Here is a 19,953-nt window from a genome sequence, read left to right as displayed (position 1 = left end):
GGTCATCGCGGCGGGGTCGCCCGGTCAGCGACCAAACTCCCGTTAAGAAACCGTTGCCGCGTAACCGACAATTGTCCCGGTCGGGCAAACGGGAATTCAACGGCCCTCCGGTATGGTCCGATTTAATCTGCACGGGGTTAGCAGGTATCGGATCATGGCAAGACGGATCAAGTTTTCGAGAATGGACGCAAGGCCGGGTGTGCCTCGCCGGTCCTTCGTGCGCTTCGCACGGGACGAGGACGGCGCGGTCGCCATCGAGTTCGCAGCGCTCGCGATCCCCTTTTCCCTGCTGGTATTCGCGATCCTGGAGAGTTGCATCTCGTTCGCGGGACAGCAGGTCCTCGTCAACACCACCGACACCATCGCGCGGCAGATACGCACGGGCCAGATCAAGGCGGCCGACGTCACCGAGGCCTCGCTGAAGTCGGCGATCTGCGACGATCTCAAGATCATCGTGGCGGCGGGATGTCCGGGCCTGGTCGTCGACCTTCGCCAGTACGCGACGTTCGCCGACGCCGCGAAAGAGCGCATCAAGTTCACCTCCGACGGGGACATCGACACCACCGGCTTCGCCGTGAAGCCCGGTCCGTCGCTGAGCAAGAACATGTTGCGGGTCTTCTACCGCTGGCCGGTCATCACCGATTTCATGCGCAAGTCCATGTCCAACATCAAGGGCGGCTACACGCTGCACTTCGCGACGGTGACCTGGCAGAACGAACCTTTCAACGATTGACGGACATCCGGGGGACCGACCGCGGTCCAGGGGAAAAGGCGTGACCACCATGCTCAAGGCAAGTCGGAACAAGACGGGCATTTTCATGCGCATCCGCGACCAGATCGAGAAACTGGCGAAGGATCAACGCGGCGTCGCGGCCATCGAGTTCGCCTTCGTGGTGCCGGTGCTCCTGGGACTCTACTTCATGACCATGGAGGTGTCCCAGGGCCTGGAAGCCAACAAGAAGACGTCGCGCGTCGGCGTCATCGTCGGCGACCTGATCACCCAGCAGCAGACGATCTCGAGGTCCGAGATCGACGCGATCATGCGGGTCGGGGAGGCCGTGGTCCAGCCCTACAACCGCTCATCGCCGTCGGTCTACGTGACCGCAATCCGGATCACGAACGAATCCGTGCCCAAGGTGAAGGTGGTCTGGTCGCGCAAGCTCGTGAACGGCGGGGCCAGCAACTACCTGGCGAAGGACAGCACGACGACCGTTCCCGCCGCGCTCAAGGTACCGGGCAGCTTTCTCATTCGCGCCGAGGTGAAACTGGACTACAAACCCGTTCTCACCTGGAGTTCGTCGGAGCAGAAGACCCTGGGCCTGGCGTCGGCCTTCGACGACATCCAGATGGACGAGACCTACCACCTGCGCCCGCGCATGAGCCAGGAGATCCCCTGCGGGGACTGCTGAGAAGGCACGATACGCCTGCACCCGGCGGCGCGAAGCGACAGCGTCCTTCGAGAAGGCGAACATCCTGCGACCGGGTCGGAAAGGTGCACGCCGCACTTCCGTAATCGTAACTCAGGTGCCCACTCTCCTGCTCGCTACCGCGAACGGACCCGGCCAGCCGCGCCATTCTTGAAGCCAGAGTACCGATCCGCTACAAGGCCGCGAATCCGGTCGGGTAACGAGGTGCGGGAGGCGATATCGCGCGGTCGAAGTGACCGGCCTCTGCGCCAGCCGGCGCACACGCAACCGAGTTGATCACTTGGTGGATCGATCATGACCGTTTCCCATACCGGCGGGTGCCGCTGCGGCGCCGTGCGCTTCGAAGCCTCTGCCGAGCCGCATCACGTCAGCTATTGCCATTGCGACGACTGCCGCCGCGCGAGCGGTGCGCCGGTCTCGGCCTTCGTCGGCTTTCGCGCCGACGCGGTGTCGTTTTCCGGCGAGGCGCCGAAGGTTTTCGAGAACGGAGCGGCCAGCCGCAGCTTCTGCGGCAATTGCGGCACGCCGATCGCCTATGTCGACGAACGGCTGGAGAACCAGGTCTGGTTCATGCTGGGCGCCATGGACGAACCCGCGAACTACAAGCCCACCCTGCACGCCTACGTGCGCGAACAGCTCCGCTACGTCCACATGCCCGACGGCTTGCCGCGCCATGTCGGATCGAGTGTGGAGAGGCCTGCCGACTCTTAGGGGGCGGGAACGGAAGCCCGGGATGGTTCTGGCATGCAGCAGACATTGCTCGTGTGTCAGGATCACAAGTTCCGGTTTAATGCCTCTGACATGCCGGAGCCGCCGCATATGCACATCATGAAGGACGGCAAGGCTGCGAAAGCTTCGGAGCTTGGAGATCGAGTATCGGCGCGGTTACAATGACCGCTAGATACGGGACTTGATGACTGTCGTGTCCGACCACAGGGACGCCTGGATCGGAGCGTGGAATGAGTTCTCCGGAGTTTGAGACCGACGAGGCTAGGCCGGTTGCTGCACGCTGCGACGACGAGTTTCTCTACGTCACGCTAGCGGATGGGCGTCAGATCCGGACGACGCTCTGGTGGTACCCATTCCTGCTCGCAGCATCGGTGACCGCGCGAGACCGCGTCGAACTGGAATACAGCGGCATCTGGTGGCCGGCGATGGACGAAGGCGTTTCCGTCAAGGCTCTCCTGCTCGGGCGGAAAGCGCCCGGCGCCCGGCAGCCTCGGCGGGCAGCTTGAGCTTCCCGAACTGACACGCTCCTGACGGTAGACTCGCGTCCGGCCGATCTGTATCGGTCGCCTCGCGCGACCAGTTGGAAACCACGAAAATGAAACTCACCCTCTCCTGGCTGAAGGACCACCTCGAAACCGAGGCATCGCTCGACGAGATCTGCGAGCGGCTGACGATGATCGGGCTCGAGGTCGAGCATGTCGACGACAAGAGCGCGCTGAAGCCGTTCGTCATCGCGAAAGTGCTGACAGCCGAAAAGCATCCCGATGCCGACAAGCTGCGGGTGCTTTCGGTCGACACCGGCGACGGCAAGCCGATCCAGGTGGTCTGCGGCGCGCCCAATGCGCGCGCCGGCCTCGTCGGGGCTTTCGCCGCGCCCGGCACCTATGTGCCCGGGATCGACGTGACGCTGTCGGTCGGCAAGATCCGCGGCGTGGAGAGCCACGGCATGATGTGCTCGGAGCGCGAGCTTATGCTGTCGGACGAGCATGACGGCATCATCGACCTGCCGCAGGACGCGCCGGTCGGCCAGTCCTTCGCTTCGTGGGCGAAGCTCGACGACCCGGTGATCGAGATCAACCTGACGCCGAACCGGCCGGACGCCACCGGCGTGTACGGCATTGCGCGCGACCTCGCGGCCGCGGGACTCGGCACGCTCAAGTCCGGCGCGGTGGAGCCGGTCGGGGGCGCGGGCGAATGTCCCGTCAAGGTGACGATCGAGGCGCCGGATCTGTGCCCCGGCTTCGCGCTGCGCCTCGTGCGCGGTGTCAGCAACGGTGCGTCGCCGAAGTGGATGCAGCAGCGGCTGATGGCGATCGGCCTTCGGCCCATCAACGCGCTGGTCGACATCACCAACTACATCACCTTCGATCGCGGGCGCCCGCTGCACGTCTTCGACGCGGCGAAGGTGAAGGGCGACCTTACCGTTCGGCGTGCCCGCGAAGGCGAGAAGGTGCTGGCGCTCGACACGTTCGAATACGAACTCTCCCCGGAAATGTGCGTCATCGCCGACGAGAACGGCGTGGAGTCGATCGCCGGCATCATGGGCGGCGAGCATTCGGGCTGCGATGAGACCACGACGGACGTGCTGATCGAATCGGCACTGTGGAACCCGCTCAACATCGCGCGCACCGGCCGCGAACTCGGCATCGTCACCGATGCGCGCTACCGTTTCGAGCGCGGCGTCGATCCGGAATTCATGGTTGCCGGACTGGAACTCGCCACCCGCATGGTGCTCGAAATCTGCGGCGGCGAAGCCTCCCGGGAGGAAGTCGTGGGCTATGCCGGGCACGAGGGGAAGACGATTTCCTTCCCGGTTCCCGAGGTGAGGCGCCTGACCGGGCTGGACGTTCCGCGCGAAGCCAGCATCGAAATCCTGAACCGCCTCGGCTTCGCGACACGGGGCGAGGGAGAGGTTTTAGACGTGACGGTGCCGTCCTGGCGTCCTGACGTGGAGGGTAAGGCGGATCTCGTCGAGGAGGTCATGCGCATCCATGGGGTGGAGAAGATCGCGCCGCAGCCTTTGGCGAGCGACGAGGCTGTGAGCGGCAAGATCCTGACCACGCTGCAGCTGCGCACCCGCTCGGCGCGCCGGGCACTTGCCGTGCGCGACATGATGGAAGCGGTCACCTGGTCGTTCATACCGGCGAAACATGCCGAGCTGTTCGGCGGTGGTCAGGCATCGCTGAAGCTCGCAAACCCGATCGCGGCCGACATGTCGGACATGCGGCCGTCGCTGCTGCCCGGGCTTCTGGCCGCGGCGCAACGCAATACCGACCGCGGCTTCGCCGACGTGGCGTTGTTCGAGGTGTCCGGAACCTACGAGGGCGCCGGCCCTAACGATCAGCGGCGCGTGGCGGCCGGCGTGCGCCGGGGAACCGCGCGCATGGAAGGCTCCGGCCGCGCCTGGTCCGGCAATGCGCCATCCGTCGGCGTGTTCGATGCCAAGGCCGACGCCCTCGCGGCGCTGGAAGCCTGCGGCGCGCCGGTGGACAAGCTGCAGGTCGAGGCCGGGGGCCCGGCCTGGTACCATCCGGGACGGTCCGGAACCATCAAGCTCGGACCGAAGGTCGTGCTTGGCACATTCGGCGAGTTCCACCCCCGGACGCTGGAGGCGCTCGACGTTTCGGGTCCGCTCTGCGGCTTCGAGGTCTTCGTCGATGCCGTTCCCGAGCCAAAGGCGAAGCCGACGCGCACCAAGCCCCGGCTCGACCTTTCGCCCTTCCAGGCGGTGCGGCGCGATTTCGCCTTCGTGGTCGACCGCGGCGTCGAAGCCGGGACGGTGACGCGCGCAGCGCTCGGGGCCGACAAGAAGCTGATCACCGGCGTTTCGGTGTTCGACATCTTCGAGGGAACCGCGCTCGGCGAAGGCAAGAAATCGGTCGCCATCGAGGTCTCGATCCAGCCCGTCGACAAGACGCTGACGGACGAGGATTTCGAGGCGCTGGCCGGGCGCATCGTCGAGAACGTCAGGAAGCAGACCGGCGGCGTGCTGCGGGGCTGAGGCTCCGCTGCTCTCTCCATCGGCCGTTCGCCGGAGGATTGACATCGCGTCAACTCCTTTCGCAGCGGTACTTTCGCGCGCCTTATCATTTTTGAACGCACGCGCTTTCGAATCCGCCTAGACGCGGTTCAATCCGACCCGGTCGGACTGAGCCCCTTCCGGGTGGAGGCAAGATGGAAAGTGCAATTCCTGCATCGTTGCTGGCGGTGCTGGATCGACTCGATACGATGTCCGAGCCCGAGCGTCAGGCTCTCGCCGGTCTCCCCTGGCGGCAGCAATCCTTCCAGGACGGCGCCGAGATCATTCCCGAAGGGCACCGGCCGACCGAGAGCTGCGTTCTCCTCCGGGGCTTCACGGCCAACGTGCGCTACCTTGCCAATGGCGACCGCCAGCTCACCGCGATCCACGTTCCGGGCGACTTCTTCGACCTCCACGGGCTCTTCCTGAAGGTGCTGGATCACGGCGTGGTGGCGCTGACCGAGTGCCAGGTCGCGCTGGTCAAGCACGAGCACCTGAAGCGGGTGACGGCGGACCACCCGCACCTGGGCGCGGTCTTCGCGGCCTCGATCGCGCGGGAGGGCGCGCTGCAGAGGACGTGGATCGTGTGCATGGGGCGCAAGGATCCGGTGCGGCGCATCGCCCACCTCGTTTGCGAGATGTACCGGCGCCTGGAGCGCGCCGGCGGCGCCCGCGACTTCCAGTTCGAGTTTCCCGTCACGCAGGCGGAGATCGCCGACCTCGCGGGCCTGTCCGTGGTCCACACCAACCGCGCCCTCCAGGAACTGCGCGCCACCGGGCTGATGAGCTGGCAGGGCGCCGAAATCCGGATCAGCAACTGGCCCTCGCTCGTGGCCTTCGCGGGCTTCGACGAGACCTATCTGGGGCTCCGTCTGGAGGAGCAGTAGGCAATCCCGCGCGCCTCAATCCGCCGGTGCCTGGCATGTCGTCCGGAGCGTGCAAGGCGCGAGATTGTGCTTGATCGCCGTGCGTGGCGCGATACGGTCCCGGCCGGGAACATACAGGCACCCGCAATGAAATCGCTTGGACTCCTGCTCGCCCTGCTTGCCCTTCCGATCGCCACCGCGCCCGCCTCGGCCCAGGCGCTGGCCGACCAGATGACCTGCGACCAGGCCGTCGCCTACTACGAAAAACACGGCGTCATCTACGTCCTGGCGAACGGCAAGTTCGCGGTGCCGCTGCGCGTCGGCGTCCCCGTCTCCCAGGCCAAGACGCTCCAGTGCCAGGATCGCGGCACAACCCCTCGCCCCTATACTGTCGCCACCAAGGATGCCTGGCGCTGCACGATCGCGGTGAGCTGCTGATTCCAGCGCGAACGCGACTTCCGGAACTTCTCGTTTCCCTAAGAATCGTCGGTTGCCGCCCGGCTTGTCAGCAGCCGAGCGTTATGTTTGTATGAACATATCGCTGCGCCTCGCGCCGCACGTCTTGTCGGAGATGCGCCTTGCCCGCTTTCCTGTCGTCTGCCCTTCGCGCATTGGCCGCGCTCGTCCTGGCGACGGCTTCGCTGTCGATCGCGATGCCGGCGATCTCCATGGCGCAGGAAAAGGTGGTGGTGTTCGCGGCGGCGAGCCTGAAGAACGCGGTCGACGAGATCGTCGAGGAGTGGGAGGCCCGGACCGGGAAGACGGCGGCGGTTTCCTATGCCGGCTCGTCCACGCTGGCGAAGCAGATCGAGCAGGGAGCGCCGGCCGATATCTTCATCTCCGCCGATCTCGACTGGATGGGATATCTTTCGGCCAAGGGGCTGACGGTGAAGGAGAGCGAGCGCGTGCTTCTGGGAAACCGGCTCGTGCTCGTCGCTCCCGTCGGTTCCACGGCCGAGGCAAAGATTGCGCCCGGGTTCGACCTCGCGGGCGTCCTCGGCGACGGCCGACTCGCCATGGCGAACGTCGACGCCGTGCCGGCCGGGAAATACGGCAAGGCGTCGCTGGAGACACTGGGTGTCTGGGGCTCGGTGTCCGGCCGCGTCGCGCAAGCCGACAATGTCCGCGCCGCTCTGGCGCTGGTGGCGGCCGGCGAAGCGCCGCTCGGCATCGTCTATGAGACCGATGCCGCGGCCGAAGCGGACGTACGCATCCTCGACAGGTTCCCCGAGGATTCGCATCCGCCGATCCGCTATCCGGTCGCCAGGGTCGCCGGGATGGAAAACCCGGCCGCCGCGGACCTGATGGAATTTCTTTCCTCGCCCGCCGCCCACGCTTCCTTCGAAGAGCAGGGATTCACCTGGCTCGGCCCGGTGGAATCGAACTGAACCCGGCCCTCATGGATTGGCTGAACCTCAGTCCCGACGAGTGGAGCGCGGTGCGGCTGTCCCTCAAGGTCGCGACCTGGGCGATGCTGGCAAGCCTGCCCTTCGGCATCGCCGTCGCGCTCTTGCTGGCGCGGCGCGACTTCCGGGGCAAGTCGCTCGTCGACGGCATCGTCCACCTGCCGCTGATCCTGCCACCGGTGGTCACCGGATACCTGCTCTTGCTGGGCTTCGGCAGGCGCGGCCCGATCGGCGGCTTCCTGGAGGAGCAGTTCGGCATCGTCTTCGCCTTCCGCTGGACCGGTGCCGCGCTGGCCTGCGCGATCATGGGCTTTCCGCTGATGGTGCGCGCGATCCGGCTTTCCATCGAAGCGGTGGACCGGCGCTTGGAGCAGGCCGCGGGAACGCTCGGCGCCAGCCGGTTGAGGGTGCTCGCCACCATCACGCTGCCGCTCAGCCTGCCGGGCATCATCGCCGGCATGATCCTCTCCTTCGCCAAGGCCATGGGCGAGTTCGGCGCCACCATCACCTTCGTCTTGAACATTCCCGGCGAGACGCAGACGCTGCCTTCGGCGATCTACACCTTCCTGCAGATTCCCGGCGGCGAGGCGGGCGCGATGCGCCTGACCATCGTCTCGATCGCCATCGCGATGGGCGCGCTGATCCTCTCCGAATGGCTCGCCAGACGCGCGGCGCGCGCAACGGGCGGCGCGTGACGATCTCGGTCGACGTCCGGCACCGTCTCGGCGGTTTCGGGATCGATGCGGCCTTCGAGAGCGAAGGCCGGCTGACGGCGCTGTTCGGCCCTTCGGGTTCGGGCAAGACGTCACTGGTCAACATCGTCGCTGGGCTAATCCGGCCTAACGAGGGGCGGATCGTGGTCGACGGGCGGGTTCTGGTCGATACGGCGGCGAATGTCTACGTGCCGGTCCACAAGCGGCGCATCGGCTACGTCTTCCAGGATGCGCGGCTGTTTCCGCACATGAGCGTGCGGCGCAATCTCGACTATGGACGCCGCCTCACACCGCCGAAGGATCGCTACGCGGAGTTCGGCAAGGTGGTCGACCTCCTGGGCATCGGTCATCTGCTCGACCGCAAGCCGGACGGGCTTTCGGGCGGCGAAAAGCAGCGCGTCGCCATCGGCCGGGCGCTGCTCGCCAGCCCGCGCCTGATCCTCATGGACGAGCCGTTGGCTTCGCTCGACGAGGCGCGCAAGGCCGAGATCATGCCCTACATCGAACGCCTGCGCGACGAACTGCGGATCCCGATCGTGCTGGTGAGCCACTCGGTGGCCGAAGTGGCGCGGCTCGCGACCGACATGGTGGTGCTGGAGAACGGCAGGGTTGCCGCCGCCGGGCCGCTGAACGACGTCCTCCAGCGGCTCGACCTTTTGCCCGAAGACCAGCGCGGCGAGGGCGGCAGCGTGCTGGAGATGACGGTGGCCGGGCACGACGAGAGCTTCGCCATGACCCTTCTGCGCTCGCCCGCCGGCGAAATCCGCATACCGCGAACCGACGCGATTCGTCCCGGCGACGTCGTGCGCGTGCGGATCAGGGCGCGCGACGTGATGATCGCGACGGAACCGCCGAGGGGACTGAGCGCGCTGAACGTCATCCCCGGCACCGTCACGGCGCTTAACGCTTCCGGCGCCTCGCTCTTCGACGTTTCGGTCGACTGCGGCGGACAGTCCATCCTGGCCCGCATCACGCGGCAGTCGGTCCACGTGCTCGGCCTCACGGTCGGTCAGCCGGTCTTCGCGGTGGTGAAGACGGTCAGCTTCGACACCGCCAGCACCCGGCGCGTCGCCGAGGGCTGAACGGGATCGTTTTGCCCGATCGCTGCCCGAACGATACAATGACCCCGAACCGGACGAATATCGGACATGCCGTCACTCAGCCTTCGCATCGACCTCGATCCCGACGGGCGAGTCGGGCCCGGCAAGATCGCCCTGCTCGAGCAGATCGAGGCCATGGGATCGATCTCGGCCGCCGCCCGAGCCGTCGGCATGTCCTACAAACGCGCCTGGGACCTCGTGGAGGAGAGCAACAGGATCTTCGGAAAGCCGCTGGTCTCCACCCAGGCCGGCGGCAGGCGCGGCGGCGGCGCGGAGCTGACGCCGGCCGGAACGGCGGTGGTGCGGCGTTACCGCGCGATCGAGGAGGCCGCCGGCAAGGCAGCCGCGCTGCACATGGAGGCGCTGCAGGCGGAGATCGACGGCGCCTGACGGGGCCGGTAGAGGGTCCGTACTTGCCGGAGCCGTTGATAGTTACATTTTCAATGGTTACGAACGCAACGAATTCGCCGCGACCATCCAGAAGGGAGGCGACCTTTGGCCTATTCCTACATGCCGGGCTTCGGCAATGATTTCGAGACGGAATCCCTGCCCGGCGCGCTGCCGCAAGGCATGAACTCGCCGCAGCGTCCGGCCTACGGGCTCTATGCTGAACAGCTCTCGGGCTCGCCCTTCACCGCGCCGCGCGGCACCAACGAGCGCTCGTGGCTCTACCGTATCCGCCCCAGCGTGAAACATCACGGCCGCTTCTCGGCGGCGAGCTATCCGCACTGGAAATCGGCACCCAATCCGGGCGATCATGACCTGCCGCTCGGGCAGCTCCGCTGGAACCCGGTGCCGATCGCCTCGGAGCCGACGGATTTCATCGCCGGCATGCGGACGGTCACCACCGCCGGAGACGTGTTCGGGCAGGCGGGCATGGCCGCGCATGTCTACGTGGCCAATACCGACATGGTGGACGACCATTTCTTCAACTCAGACGGCGAGATGCTGGTGGTGCCGCAGGTCGGCGGACTGCGCTTCCTCACCGAAATGGGGGTGATGGAGGTCGCGCCGGGCGAGGTCTGCCTCCTGCCGCGCGGCCTCACCTTCAAGGTCGAGCTGATGGACGGCGAGGCGCGCGGCTACGTCTGCGAGAACTACGGCGCGAAATTCACGCTGCCGGACCGCGGACCGATCGGCGCCAACTGCCTGGCGAACCCGCGCGACTTCAAGACGCCGGTCGCCTGGTTCGAGGAGAAGGAGACGCCCTGCCGCCTGACCGTGAAATGGTGCGGCGGCTTCCACGTCACCGAAATCGATCATTCGCCGCTCGACGTGGTGGCCTGGCACGGCAACTACGCGCCCTACAAATACGATCTCTCCACCTTCTCGCCGGTCGGCGCCATCCTGTTCGACCATCCCGATCCGTCGATCTTCACGGTTCTGACGGCGCCCTCGGGCGAGGAGGGCACCGCCAACATCGACTTCGTGATCTTCCCGCCGCGCTGGATGGTGGCCGAGAACACGTTTCGCCCGCCCTGGTACCACCGAAACATCATGAGCGAGTTCATGGGGCTGATCCACGGCAAGTACGACGCCAAGGAGGAGGGTTTCGTGCCGGGCGGCATGAGCCTGCACAACATGATGCTGGCGCACGGGCCGGACGCGGACGGCTTCGAGAAGGCGTCGCGCGCGGACCTGAAGCCGGTGAAGCTCGAGAACACCATGGCCTTCATGTTCGAGACGCGCTTCCCGCAGCTCCTGACGCGATACGCCGCCGAACTCGATACCTTGCAGGACAACTACATCGACTGCTGGAGCGGGCTGAAAAAGCGCTTCAACGGGACGCCCGAGGGCGACTGGAGCTGATCCTTCGAGGCTCCTTTCCCTCGTGCCTCAGGATGAGGGCCGCGGGTGGGCGCTTCGACCGATGCTTATGGCTGGAAACGCACGAAACGAGGGCGTTGGCTTCCTCATCCTCGAGTGCGAGCCTGCCCGGGGCCTGTGTTATCAGGCATAGAAATCGAAGGGCGAGCCTCGAAGGAGGCCCGACCGGATTGAACACAAGGAATAAACATGGCCAAGAGCTTCGCATCAGCCGGTGACATGACCGAAAAAAAGATCACCTTCACCGAAGTCGGCCGCGACCTGTGGGCCTTTACGGCGGAGGGCGATCCCAACACCGGCGTGATCATTGGCGACGACTCGGTCATGATCGTCGACGCGCAGGCGACGCCGCGGCTCGCCAACAAGGTGATCGAGAAGATCCGCGGCGTCACCGACAAGCCGGTGAAGTACGTCGTTCTGACGCACTATCATGCGGTGCGGGTGCTAGGCGCCTCGGCCTATGGCGCATCCGAGACGATCATGTCCCAGACCGCTCGCTCGATGGTCGTCGAGCGCGGGCAGGAGGACTGGGATTCGGAGTTCGCCCGCTTTCCGCGCCTCTTCCAAGGGCACGAGTCGATCCCGGGGCTTACCTGGCCGACGCTGACCTTCGGCGATTCCATGACGCTCTATCTCGGCAAGCGCCGCGTCGACCTGGAATTCCTCGGGCGAGGCCATACGGCCGGCGACATCGTCGCCCACGTGCCGGACGCGAACGTGATGTTCACCGGCGATCTCGTGGAGTACCACTCGGCCTGCTACTGCGGCGACGCGCATTTCTCGGACTGGCCCGAAACGCTGGATATGATCCGCTCCTACGGGTTGGACGCCATCGCGCCCGGCCGCGGCGACGCGCTGGTGGGCGAGGACAAGGTCAACGACGCGCTGGACAAGACGTCCGACTTCCTGGAATCGACTTATCGCCCGATCGCGCGCGTTGCCCAGGGCGGCGGCTCGCTGAAGGAAGCCTGGGACGCATGCCGCGCCGTCTGCGATCCGAAATTCTCCTCCTACGCCATCTACGAGCACTGCCTGCCGTTCAACGTCGCCCGCGCCTACGACGAGGCACTCGGCATCGACACGCCGCGCATCTGGACGGCGGAGCGCGACAGGGAGATGTGGGAGCGGCTGCAGGACTAGGGGTTTCGGGGAGGAGATGGGAGTTGGGTCGGCTGTCAGACAACGGCGACGTCATAATCGCGGAAGGCGCGATCGATGGTGAGGATCGTCAGGCCTTCGAGGCGCGCCTGGGCGATCAGCATGCGGTCGAACGGATCGCCGTGGTGGCGCGGCAGAAGCGCGCATTGCATGGCGTGTTCGGCCCGGATCAGGAGCCCTTCGATATCGCTCTCCGCGAGGACTTCCAGAAGCCGGTTGGGCATTCTGAGCTTGCCGATCGCGGATTTGATCGCAATTTCCCATATGGTGGCAGCGCTGACGAACTTTGGAACATCGCTATCCAACGCCCGTCTGTGGTCGGGCGACAGACGCGGACTGTCCATCAGTTCCCAAAGCAGCACGTGCGTATCGATGAGAAGGCCGTTCGCGCTCAACTCAAATACTCATCCCATTCGGGACCGAGGTCGTCAAAATCGGGCGCTATCCAAATTTCGTCCTTCATCGCACCACGGATACTGCATCGCGCAGGCGCCTCTTCGGCCGCCGCCAGTTCTACCACCGGCTTTCCGTCACGCACGACCTCGACACGCTCGCCGGCTTCGGCGCGGCGCAACAGTTCGGCAATCCGGGCCTCCGCCTCTTCCACCGTCACCCTGATCGCCTTGCCGGACCGTGTGTGCTCGTTCATCGCGCGCATCCTGTGGTCCTCCAATCTACGTCATTCCCGGTTCCGCTACAAACGGGCCGCCGCCTTGCCAGCAGCATTCCGATGACACGCATCTTCGAAACGCCGCTCTATCCCTACAGGCGCTCCGCCGATCAGGATGCGGCGACGACGGTGCGCCATCCGGCGATTGTCGTCGGGGCGGGACCTGTGGGGCTCGCCGCCGCGATCGATCTCGCCATGCAGGGCGTTCCGGTCGTCGTGCTCGACGAGAACGACAAGGTCTCGTTCGGCTCGCGCGCCATCTGCTTTTCCAAGCGCACGCTCGAGATTCTCGACCGGCTCGGCGTCGATCCCTCGCTGGTGGCGAAGGGCGTCACCTGGAACCTCGGCAAGGTGTTCTTCGGCGAGCGGCAGGTCTACGAATTCAACCTTCTGCCCGAGGCAGGCCACAAGCGCCCCGCCTTCATCAATCTCCAGCAGTATTATCTGGAGCAATACCTCGTCGAGCGCGTGAACAAACTCGCCGCCGAGGGGAAGCCGATCGAGATTCGCGGCCGCAGTCGCGTCATCGATGTTTCGCCGGCAAATGATCATGTCGCGCTCACCGTCGATACGCCGGACGGACCCTATGCTCTGGAAGCCGACTGGCTGATCGCCTGCGACGGCGCCAACTCGCCAATCCGGGCCAGGCTGGGCCTCGATTTCGTCGGCCGCGTCTTCGAGGACAATTTCCTGATCGCCGACGTGCGCATGGATGCGGATTTTCCGACCGAGCGCTGGTTCTGGTTCGATCCTCCCTTCAACAAGGGACAATCCGCCCTGCTCCACAAGCAGCCGGACGGAGTCTGGCGCATCGATCTCCAGCTCGGCTGGAACATCGACAAGGAGAAGGAGAAGCAGCCGGAAAACGTCGTCCCGCGCCTGAAGGCGATGCTCGGCGAGGACGTCTCTTTCGAGCTGGAGTGGGTCTCCATCTATACCTTCCAGTGCCGACGCATGGAGAGTTTTCGCCATGGCCGCGTTCTCTTTGCCGGCGATTCCGCGCACCAGGTGTCGCCCTTCGGTGCGCGCGGGGCGAACTCGGGCATCCAGGACGCCGACAATCTGGTCTGGAAGCTGAAGCTGGTGATGGACGGCACAGCACCCGAGAGCCTGCTCGACACCTACGATGCCGAGCGCCTACACGGGGCCGACGAGAACATCCTGAACTCGTCCCGCTCGACGGACTTCATCACGCCCAAGTCGGACACCAGCCGGCTGTTCCGCAATGCGGTGCTCGATCTCTCGGAAAAGTTCGCCTTCGCGCGGCCGCTCGTCAATTCCGGCCGGCTTTCGGTGCCTTGCGCCTATGACGGTTCGGCGCTTAACGGACCCGATGCAGACGGCCTTCCCGCCCGCACCCGCCCCGGAACGCCGCTGCCGGATGCGCCCGTTGCAGGCGGATGGCTGATGGACCGAGTCGGCGGCCGGTTCCAGCTGCTCACCATCGACATCGACGCGCCGAAAGGGCTGGAGGCGGACGGCATCGCGGTGGAATGCCTCGCACTCTCGCCAGAGGACGATCCGGAGGGAATGCTGAAAGAGCGCTTCCTGGGCGAGGCATCCGGCGCAGTCTACCTGTTGCGGCCGGACCAGCACGTTGTTGCCCGGTGGACGACATTCGACGAAGCCGAAGTAGCCGCCGCTCTGCTCAAGTCGCTCGGAAGGGGCTGAGGGGTTCGAATGGCAAAGCTAGTGACCACACCGAACATTCCGCGGCCGGACGACTTCTACGCCGACCTGCTGGCGTTGCACGAAGGCCGGTCGAAGGACGAGAGCGACGCCATCAATGCCCGGCTGATCCTGATCCTCGCCAACCATATCGGCGACCGCGAGGTGCTGGTCGAGGCGTTCGAGGCCGCGAAGGCGGAGTAGCGGCTTCGCGCCGCTGTCGTTCAGCTTCCGGCTACGGCTTTCCGCCGGCGAGTACCTTGAGCCGGTAGATCGCCTCCAGCGCCTCCCTGGGCGTCATCTCGTCTGGATGAAGTGCGGTAAGGGCCTCCGTCAAAGCGTCGTTCTTAGCCGGCTTTTTTTCCTCGCGCCGGACGGCGGCTGAGAAGAGCGGCAGGTCGTCGATCAGGCGGCTCGTCTTGCCGGAAACCTGTTCCTGCTCGAGCTGTTCCAGCACCTCGCGCGCCCGCGCCACCACCGCGTCGGGCAGGCCGGCGAGGCGCGCCACCTGCACGCCGTAGGAGCGGTCGGCGGCGCCCTTGCCCACCTCGTGCAGGAAGACGACGTCGCCTTCCCATTCCTTCACCCGCATGGTGACGTTCGAAAGGCGCGGCAGCTTCTCCGCCAGCGCCGTCATCTCGTGGAAGTGGGTGGCGAAGATGGCGCGGCAGAGGTTTTGCTCGTGTAGGTATTCGACCGCCGCCCAGGCGATCGACAGGCCGTCGAAGGTTGCGGTACCGCGGCCGATCTCGTCGAGGATAACCAGCGAGCGCTCGCTGGCCTGGTTGAGGATCGCCGCCGTCTCGACCATCTCGACCATGAAGGTCGAGCGCCCGCGTGCCAGGTCGTCCGACGCGCCGACGCGCGAGAACAGCCGGTCGACGATGCCGATGTGCGCGCTCTCCGCCGGCACATGGCTGCCCATCTGGGCCATCACCGCGATCAGTGCGTTCTGGCGCAGGAAGGTCGACTTGCCGCCCATGTTCGGGCCGGTCAGGAGCCAGATGGCGCCATGCTTCGATCCCTCCGCGGGAGAGAGATCGCAGTCGTTGGCGACGAAAGGTTCGGCAGCCTGCCGCCGCAGCGCCTGCTCCACCACCGGATGGCGGCCGCAGACGACCCGGAATTCGAGGCTCCGGTCGACGCCCGGGCGGCAGTAGTCCTCCTCTTCGGCGAGCACCGCGAGAGCGGCCGACACGTCGAGCGTGGCAAGCGCCGCCGCGGCGGTTCGCAACGCCTCGGCAGACGCGACCGCTTCGGCGACGAGCGCATCGAATATCTCGAGTTCGATCGCCAGGGCGCGTTCGGCGGCGTTGGCGATCTTCGTTTCCAGCCCTGCGAGTTCCGTCGTGGTGAAGCGCATGGCGTTGGCCATGGTCTGGCGATGGATGAAGCGCGCTTTCGCCGAGTCCGAGCCCATCATTATCGCCTGGTGGTTCGACGTCACCTCGATGTAGTAGCCGAGCACGTTGTTGTGGCGGATCTTCAGAGACCGAATGCCGGTCTCCGAGATCAGCGCGGCTTCCATCTCCGCGATGACCCGCCGGGCCTGGTCGCGGAGGCCGCGCATTTCGTCGAGTTCGGCATTATAGCCGGCGCGCACGAAACCGCCGTCGCGCTTGAGAAGCGGTATGTCGTCGGCAAGCGCGGCGCCCAGATGCTCCGCAAACGATCGTGGGAGGGAGCGGAGCCCCGCCACCGCGTCCGCTGTCTCCTCGGGAAGGGCCAGGCCTTCGAAGAGAGCGGCGACGTCGGCCGCCGCCTCCATTCCCGCGCGCAGCGCGCCGAGATCGCGCGGGCCGCCGCGGTTGAGCGCCAGCCGGGAGAGCGCGCGCAGCATGTCGGGCGTGCCCTTCAGCGCGGCGCGCACGCCGTCGCCGAGCGACCGTTCGGCGCGGAAGAAGGAGACCGAGTCCAGGCGTCGGCCGATTTCGTCCGGATCGGTGGAGGGCGAGGTGAGGCGCTCGGCGAGCAGCCGCGCGCCGCCGCCCGTCAGCGTCCGGTCGATGGCCTCGAAGAGCGTACCGCTGCGGCTGCCCGAGAGCGTCTTCACCAACTCGAGATGGGCGCGCGTGGCGGGGTCGATGAAGAGCGTGGCCGCGCCGTCCTGGCGGGTTGGCGGCGTGAGCGGCGGGCGCTCGGCTTTCTGCGTGCGCTCGACATAGCCGATCGCCGCGCCGATCGCCGAGAGCTCGGCGCGCGAGAAAAGCCCGAAGCCGTCGAGCGTCGAGACGCCGTAGAACCGGCCGGCCCGCTCCGCACAGGCGGCGGAATCGAACAGGCTCGGCGGCAGCGGTGTGACGGCGCGGCCGAGTACGTCGAACACCGCGCGGAATTCGGGATCGTGGAAGACCGGTTCCGCCGTAATCAGCTCGCGCGGGTCGATGCGCATGATGTCGGCGAGCAGCCGATCGCGCGTCGTGCCGGCGACGAGGAAGGACCCTGTCGAGATGTCGATCCAGGCGAGCGCCAGATCCTCCTCGCCGCGAACGCGGCCGAGCGCCATCAGGTAGTTGGATTCGGACGGCGCGAGCAGCTTCTCCTCGGTAATGGTGCCCGGGGTGACGAGCCGCACCACGTCGCGCTTCACCACCGACTTGGCGCCGCGCTTCTTCGCCTCGGCGGGGTCTTCGATCTGCTCGCAGACGGCGACGCGGTGGCCGAGCCCGATCAGCTTCTGCAGGTAGTCGTCGGCCGAATGCACCGGCACGCCGCACATCGGGATGTCCTGGCCGAGATGCTTGCCACGCTTGGTGAGCGTGATGCCGAGCGCCCGGCTCGCCACCTCCGCATCCTCGAAGAACAGCTCGTAGAAGTCGCCCATGCGGTAGAACAGAAGCGAGTCCGGGTTGGCCGACTTGATCTCGATGAACTGCTCCATCATCGGCGTCGGGGCCGAGGCGGGGTCGGGTCGGATCGGGCGTTCCTGGTTCAAGGGGCGGGCCGTCGGCTGTGAGCGGTTGGCACGAAAGCGTGCGCTCGTTCCTGCTTGGCGATTTACAGAGGCGAAGTGTAGCCTTAATCGGGGTGCTCCACAAAAGAAGCATGCACGCGCCGCAATGGCGCGGCCTGGGAGGGGACAAGCCTATGCCGGTCAAGGACACCAGCGAACAGGGACCGTCGGTCAGCGCTCAGGAGGCGCTGGAATTCCATTCCATGGGCCGGCCCGGCAAGCTGGAGATCAACCCGACCAAGCCGATGGCGACCCAGCGCGACCTGTCACTCGCCTATTCCCCGGGCGTGGCCGTGCCGGTCAAGGCGATCGCGGAGGACCCCAGCCGCGCCTTCGACTACACCACGCGCGGCAACATGGTGGCGGTCATCTCCAACGGCACGGCGATCCTCGGCCTCGGCAATCTCGGCGCGCTCGCCTCCAAGCCGGTAATGGAAGGCAAGGCGGTGCTGTTCAAGCGCTTCGCGGATGTGGACTCCATCGACCTCGAGGTCGACACCGAGGACGCGGACGAGTTCGTCAACTGCGTGCGCTTCCTCGGGCCTTCCTTCGGCGGCATCAATCTCGAGGACATCAAGGCGCCGGAGTGCTTCATCATCGAGCAGCGGCTGCGCGAATTGATGGACATCCCGGTCTTCCACGACGACCAGCATGGCACGGCCATCATCTCCGCCGCCGGCCTGATCAACGCGCTGGAGATCACCGGGCGCGACATGAAAACGGCGAAGCTCGTGTGCAACGGCGCGGGCGCCGCCGGCATCGCCTGCATCGAGCTCGTCAAGGCGATGGGCTTCTCGCCCCAGAACGTCATCCTGTGCGACACCAAGGGCGTCGTCTACCAAGGCCGTGAAGAGGGCATGAACCAGTGGAAGTCGGCGCATGCGGTGAAGACCGACAAGCGCACGCTGGCCGATGCGCTCGACGGGGCCGACATCTTCTTCGGGCTTTCGGCGAAGGGCGCGTTGACGCCCGCCATGGTCCAGTCCATGGCCAAGGACCCGGTCATCTTCGCCATGGCCAATCCCGATCCCGAGATCACGCCGGAGGAAGTCGCGGAGATCCGAACCGACGCCATCATGGCGACGGGCCGCTCCGACTATCCCAACCAGGTCAACAACGTTCTGGGCTTCCCCTACATCTTCCGGGGCGCGCTGGACGTGCGCGCCACCACCATCAACGACGCCATGAAGGTGGCAGCGGCCGAAGCTCTGGCGGCACTTGCGCGCCAGGACGTGCCGGACGACGTCGCCGCCGCCTACCAGGGCAACCGACCCAAGTTCGGCCGCAACTACATCATCCCGGTTCCCTTCGACCCGCGCCTGATCTCCGCCATTCCGGTGGCGGTGGCGAAGGCCGCGATGGACACCGGCGTGGCGCGCCGGCCGATCCTCGACATGGAGAAGTACGCGCAGGAACTGTCGGCCCGCCGCGACCCGATCGCGTCGACGCTGCAGCGCATCTACGACCGCGTGCGGCGCCAGCCGCGGCGCGTCGTCTTCGCCGAGGGCGAGGAGGAGCAGGTCATGCGCGCCGCCGTCTCCTACGTGAACCAGCGGCTCGGCACCGCGATCCTTCTCGGCCGCGAGGAGCAGATCAAGGAGACCGCGCGCAATGCCGGCGTCGACCTGAACAAGCCGGGCATCGAGATCATCAATGCCCGCCTGTCGCGGCGCAACGCCGTCTATGCCGACCATCTCTACGAGCGGATGCAGCGCAAGGGCTACCTCTTCCGCGACTGTCAGCGTCTGATCAACAACGACCGCAACCATTTCGCCGCCACCATGGTGGCGCTCGGCGACGCCGACGCCATGGTGACCGGCGTCACGCGCAACTATTCGACCGCGCTCGACGACATCCGCCGCGTCATCGACGCCAAGCCCGGCCATCGGGTGATCGGTGCCTCGATCGTGCTCGCGCGCGGGCGAACCGTCATCGTGGCGGACACGGCGGTGCACGACATGCCGAATTCGGAGCAGATCGCCGACATCGCGGAAGAGGCGGCGAACTTCGCGCGGCGCATGGGCTACGAGCCGCGCGTGGCGATGCTCGCCTATTCGACCTTCGGGCATCCGCCCGGCGAACGGTCCGAGCGGGTCATGGAAGCGGTCAAGATCCTCGACAAGCGCCGGGTCGACTTCGAATACGACGGCGAGATGGCGGCGGACGTGGCGCTGAACGCCAAGCTGATGCGACAGTATCCGTTCTGCCGGCTGTCGGGTCCCGCGAACGTGCTGGTCATGCCGGCCTTCCACTCCGCATCGATCGCGACGAAGATGCTTCAGGAACTCGGCGGCTCGATGGTGCTCGGTCCGCTGCTGGTGGGGCTCAACAAACCGGTCCAGATCGTCAGCCTGAACGCCAAGGACAGCGATATCGTCAACATGGCCGCGATCGCCGCCTACAACGCGGGAAGCTGA

20 protein-coding genes are annotated in these 19,953 nt (G+C 66.1%); 17 read left to right on the top strand and 3 right to left on the bottom strand.

Features of this window, described 5'->3' with window-relative positions; genetic code table 11:
* Positions 1-181 precede the first annotated feature (181 nt).
* From BSQ44_RS02570 to BSQ44_RS02505, 14 genes are all read left to right on the top strand, one after another.
* Complete coding sequence (locus BSQ44_RS02570; protein WP_072601798.1) at positions 182-733, top strand: TadE/TadG family type IV pilus assembly protein; 552 nt, start codon at positions 182-184, stop codon at positions 731-733.
* Positions 734-782: 49 nt separating this feature from the next.
* Positions 783-1,409 carry a TadE/TadG family type IV pilus assembly protein gene (locus tag BSQ44_RS02565; protein WP_072601797.1) on the top strand — a complete coding sequence of 209 codons (627 nt, stop codon included), beginning with the start codon at positions 783-785 and terminating at the stop codon, positions 1,407-1,409.
* A gap of 312 nt (positions 1,410-1,721) precedes the next feature.
* Complete coding sequence (locus BSQ44_RS02560) at positions 1,722-2,138, top strand: GFA family protein (protein WP_072601796.1); 417 nt, start codon at positions 1,722-1,724, stop codon at positions 2,136-2,138.
* 33 nt (positions 2,139-2,171) lie between these two features.
* Positions 2,172-2,321 carry a DUF4160 domain-containing protein gene (locus tag BSQ44_RS26745; RefSeq protein ID WP_157894493.1) on the top strand — a complete coding sequence of 50 codons (150 nt, stop codon included), beginning with the start codon at positions 2,172-2,174 and terminating at the stop codon, positions 2,319-2,321.
* 65 nt (positions 2,322-2,386) lie between these two features.
* Positions 2,387-2,662, top strand: a complete 276-nt coding sequence (locus BSQ44_RS02550; RefSeq protein WP_072601795.1) for a DUF2442 domain-containing protein — start codon at positions 2,387-2,389, stop codon at positions 2,660-2,662.
* 89 nt (positions 2,663-2,751) lie between these two features.
* Entirely contained in the window at positions 2,752-5,157 is a 2,406-nt protein-coding gene (gene pheT / locus BSQ44_RS02545) for a phenylalanine--tRNA ligase subunit beta (RefSeq protein WP_072601794.1), read from the top strand.
* Positions 5,158-5,330: 173 nt separating this feature from the next.
* The gene (locus BSQ44_RS02540) at positions 5,331-6,062 is read left to right on the top strand and encodes a Crp/Fnr family transcriptional regulator (RefSeq protein WP_072601793.1); all 732 of its coding nucleotides are present in this window, start codon (positions 5,331-5,333) and stop codon (positions 6,060-6,062) included.
* Positions 6,063-6,188: 126 nt separating this feature from the next.
* Complete coding sequence (locus tag BSQ44_RS02535) at positions 6,189-6,479, top strand: hypothetical protein (protein WP_072601792.1); 291 nt, start codon at positions 6,189-6,191, stop codon at positions 6,477-6,479.
* A 215-nt stretch (positions 6,480-6,694) separates the two neighbouring features.
* Complete coding sequence (modA, locus tag BSQ44_RS02530; protein ID WP_083534938.1) at positions 6,695-7,429, top strand: molybdate ABC transporter substrate-binding protein; 735 nt, start codon at positions 6,695-6,697, stop codon at positions 7,427-7,429.
* An 11-nt stretch (positions 7,430-7,440) separates the two neighbouring features.
* Entirely contained in the window at positions 7,441-8,142 is a 702-nt protein-coding gene (gene modB / locus BSQ44_RS02525) for a molybdate ABC transporter permease subunit (protein WP_072601791.1), read from the top strand.
* Positions 8,139-9,242, top strand: a complete 1,104-nt coding sequence (gene modC / locus BSQ44_RS02520; RefSeq protein ID WP_072607811.1) for a molybdenum ABC transporter ATP-binding protein — start codon at positions 8,139-8,141, stop codon at positions 9,240-9,242. Before modB ends, modC begins: the two co-directional genes overlap by 4 nt.
* 66 nt (positions 9,243-9,308) lie before the next feature.
* On the top strand, positions 9,309-9,650 hold the full coding sequence (locus BSQ44_RS02515) for a winged helix-turn-helix domain-containing protein (protein WP_072601790.1): 342 nt from the start codon (positions 9,309-9,311) through the stop codon (positions 9,648-9,650).
* Between the two features lie 105 nt (positions 9,651-9,755).
* Positions 9,756-11,069, top strand: a complete 1,314-nt coding sequence (gene hmgA / locus BSQ44_RS02510; RefSeq protein WP_072601789.1) for a homogentisate 1,2-dioxygenase — start codon at positions 9,756-9,758, stop codon at positions 11,067-11,069.
* A gap of 207 nt (positions 11,070-11,276) precedes the next feature.
* Complete coding sequence (locus tag BSQ44_RS02505; protein ID WP_072601788.1) at positions 11,277-12,227, top strand: MBL fold metallo-hydrolase; 951 nt, start codon at positions 11,277-11,279, stop codon at positions 12,225-12,227.
* Between the two features lie 35 nt (positions 12,228-12,262).
* Here BSQ44_RS02505 and BSQ44_RS02500 read toward each other — a convergent pair whose 3' ends face one another.
* A complete protein-coding gene (locus BSQ44_RS02500) occupies positions 12,263-12,640 on the bottom strand; it encodes a type II toxin-antitoxin system VapC family toxin (protein ID WP_072601787.1) in 378 nt (125 codons plus the stop codon).
* Positions 12,637-12,903, bottom strand: coding sequence for a type II toxin-antitoxin system Phd/YefM family antitoxin (locus tag BSQ44_RS02495; RefSeq protein ID WP_235633327.1), 267 nt, complete (start codon positions 12,901-12,903; stop codon positions 12,637-12,639). The genes BSQ44_RS02500 and BSQ44_RS02495 overlap by 4 nt, the downstream gene beginning before the upstream one ends.
* A 72-nt stretch (positions 12,904-12,975) precedes the next feature.
* Here BSQ44_RS02495 and BSQ44_RS02490 point away from each other — a divergent pair, with 72 nt between their 5' ends.
* Complete coding sequence (locus BSQ44_RS02490; RefSeq protein WP_072601786.1) at positions 12,976-14,586, top strand: FAD-dependent oxidoreductase; 1,611 nt, start codon at positions 12,976-12,978, stop codon at positions 14,584-14,586.
* Between the two features lie 9 nt (positions 14,587-14,595).
* Positions 14,596-14,787, top strand: coding sequence for a DUF2783 domain-containing protein (locus BSQ44_RS02485; protein ID WP_072601785.1), 192 nt, complete (start codon positions 14,596-14,598; stop codon positions 14,785-14,787).
* Between the two features lie 31 nt (positions 14,788-14,818).
* Here BSQ44_RS02485 and mutS read toward each other — a convergent pair whose 3' ends face one another.
* Positions 14,819-17,467: a DNA mismatch repair protein MutS gene (mutS, locus tag BSQ44_RS02480; protein ID WP_083534937.1), complete on the bottom strand. Its 2,649-nt coding sequence runs from the start codon at positions 17,465-17,467 to the stop codon at positions 14,819-14,821.
* A gap of 203 nt (positions 17,468-17,670) precedes the next feature.
* Here mutS and BSQ44_RS02475 point away from each other — a divergent pair, with 203 nt between their 5' ends.
* Positions 17,671-19,953 carry an NADP-dependent malic enzyme gene (locus BSQ44_RS02475; RefSeq protein WP_072601783.1) on the top strand — a complete coding sequence of 761 codons (2,283 nt, stop codon included), beginning with the start codon at positions 17,671-17,673 and terminating at the stop codon, positions 19,951-19,953.

The organism is Aquibium oceanicum (genome assembly GCF_001889605.1).
GTDB lineage: Bacteria > Pseudomonadota > Alphaproteobacteria > Rhizobiales > Rhizobiaceae > Aquibium > Aquibium oceanicum.
This window is presented reverse-complemented; position numbering and strand designations above follow the sequence as displayed.

Excerpts from the sequence above, each read along its gene's own strand:
- pheT (WP_072601794.1), top strand. The coding sequence starts at position 2,752 with ATGAAACTCACCCTCTCCTGGCTGAAGGACCACCTCGAAACCGAGGCA.
- BSQ44_RS02535 (WP_072601792.1), top strand. The coding sequence starts at position 6,189 with ATGAAATCGCTTGGACTCCTGCTCGCCCTGCTTGCCCTTCCGATCGCC.
- BSQ44_RS02560 (WP_072601796.1), top strand. The coding sequence starts at position 1,722 with ATGACCGTTTCCCATACCGGCGGGTGCCGCTGCGGCGCCGTGCGCTTC.
- BSQ44_RS02550 (WP_072601795.1), top strand. The coding sequence starts at position 2,387 with ATGAGTTCTCCGGAGTTTGAGACCGACGAGGCTAGGCCGGTTGCTGCA.
- BSQ44_RS26745 (WP_157894493.1), top strand. The coding sequence starts at position 2,172 with ATGCAGCAGACATTGCTCGTGTGTCAGGATCACAAGTTCCGGTTTAAT.
- BSQ44_RS02495 (WP_235633327.1), bottom strand. The coding sequence starts at position 12,903 with ATGCGCGCGATGAACGAGCACACACGGTCCGGCAAGGCGATCAGGGTG.
- BSQ44_RS02570 (WP_072601798.1), top strand. The coding sequence starts at position 182 with ATGGACGCAAGGCCGGGTGTGCCTCGCCGGTCCTTCGTGCGCTTCGCA.
- BSQ44_RS02490 (WP_072601786.1), top strand. The coding sequence starts at position 12,976 with ATGACACGCATCTTCGAAACGCCGCTCTATCCCTACAGGCGCTCCGCC.
- BSQ44_RS02540 (WP_072601793.1), top strand. The coding sequence starts at position 5,331 with ATGGAAAGTGCAATTCCTGCATCGTTGCTGGCGGTGCTGGATCGACTC.
- modA (WP_083534938.1), top strand. The coding sequence starts at position 6,695 with ATGCCGGCGATCTCCATGGCGCAGGAAAAGGTGGTGGTGTTCGCGGCG.
- BSQ44_RS02475 (WP_072601783.1), top strand. The coding sequence starts at position 17,671 with ATGCCGGTCAAGGACACCAGCGAACAGGGACCGTCGGTCAGCGCTCAG.
- BSQ44_RS02485 (WP_072601785.1), top strand. The coding sequence starts at position 14,596 with ATGGCAAAGCTAGTGACCACACCGAACATTCCGCGGCCGGACGACTTC.
- BSQ44_RS02565 (WP_072601797.1), top strand. The coding sequence starts at position 783 with ATGCTCAAGGCAAGTCGGAACAAGACGGGCATTTTCATGCGCATCCGC.
- BSQ44_RS02515 (WP_072601790.1), top strand. The coding sequence starts at position 9,309 with ATGCCGTCACTCAGCCTTCGCATCGACCTCGATCCCGACGGGCGAGTC.
- BSQ44_RS02505 (WP_072601788.1), top strand. The coding sequence starts at position 11,277 with ATGGCCAAGAGCTTCGCATCAGCCGGTGACATGACCGAAAAAAAGATC.
- modB (WP_072601791.1), top strand. The coding sequence starts at position 7,441 with ATGGATTGGCTGAACCTCAGTCCCGACGAGTGGAGCGCGGTGCGGCTG.
- mutS (WP_083534937.1), bottom strand. The coding sequence starts at position 17,467 with ATGATGGAGCAGTTCATCGAGATCAAGTCGGCCAACCCGGACTCGCTT.